At 73.5% G+C, this 1,016-nt stretch carries 1 pseudogene; it reads left to right on the forward strand.

Annotation, left to right across the window (positions count from 1 at the left end):
* Positions 1-52 precede the first annotated feature (52 nt).
* Positions 53-1,016 (forward strand): annotated as a pseudogene (locus GTW40_RS13730) (FUSC family protein); the annotation flags it as partial.

A 1,016-nucleotide genomic window follows, 5' to 3' on the forward strand; every position in this document is an offset into this window, starting at 1 on the left:
TATCGAACAAGCGCGATCTGACGGATCGCCGATTTGTTAGAGTTATTGAGACATGCGAAAGAATCGCGGTAACTCCTCCTCCCTGTTCGCCGGACTTGCCCGTGTTCTCTCCCCACGGGGCTCGTTCGCCATGGCCAAGGTGAGCGGAGCGCTTCCTTTCGCCCTGCGGGCCGCGCTGACCATGGCGCTGCCGACCCTGCCGCTGGTGCTCCTCGGCCACCCCCGGCTCGCCTTCTTCCCGGCCCTCGGCGCGTTCACGATCACCTTCGAGCGCAGTCTGCCGATGAGCCGCCGCCGCAGGCTCTGGATGCTCGCGCTGGTCGGCGCCGTCATGACGGTCGCCGTCGGACTCGGCTCCCTCCTCGCCGTCTGGGCCGGACCCTCCGGGCCCTGGTTCCAGGGCGTGGCCGCCGTCGCCGGGATGGCGGCGGTCGCCGGACTCGCCAAGTTCGGCTGCGACTACGCCGGGCTGCGCGGCCTCGGCGCGGTCCTGATCCTGCTCTCCTTCGCGGTCACCGCGGAGGGCACCCCCGGCCTCGGAGACGTGCTCCCGCACACCGCGCTGGCCGCGCTCGGCGCCGCCGTCGCCTGGCTGGTCTGCCTGCCGAACTCGCTCAAGCCCCAGCGGCTCCAGCGCCTGGCCCTCGCGGACGCGCTCAACGCCTTCGCCCGCGCCCTCGACGCCGCCGGACCCGCCGAGACCGCCAAGGCCCGCCACCAGGCCGTCGCCGCGGCCCTGCGCGCCTACCACGCGCTCAACGAGTCCGGCGGGGGCGAGCCCGACCAGTCCGCCAAGCCCGTGTACTCGGCCGACTTCGTCTGGTCGCTGCTGACCGATGACACCCGGCACTCCACCGAGGACGCCGAGGTCGCCCGGCAGCTGCGCGAGCAGGCCCGCGTCCTGGCCGACCGCCGCTGGCACACCCTGTTGCCGCTGCCCGAGGAACTGCTCGACGGCTCGCCCCGCCCCCGCTCCGGCGACGCCGTCACCCCGGACGAGGCCGGGGCCGCCACCC

Source organism: Streptomyces sp. SID4985 (assembly GCF_009863025.1).
Taxonomy (GTDB): Bacteria; Actinomycetota; Actinomycetes; order Streptomycetales; family Streptomycetaceae; genus Streptomyces.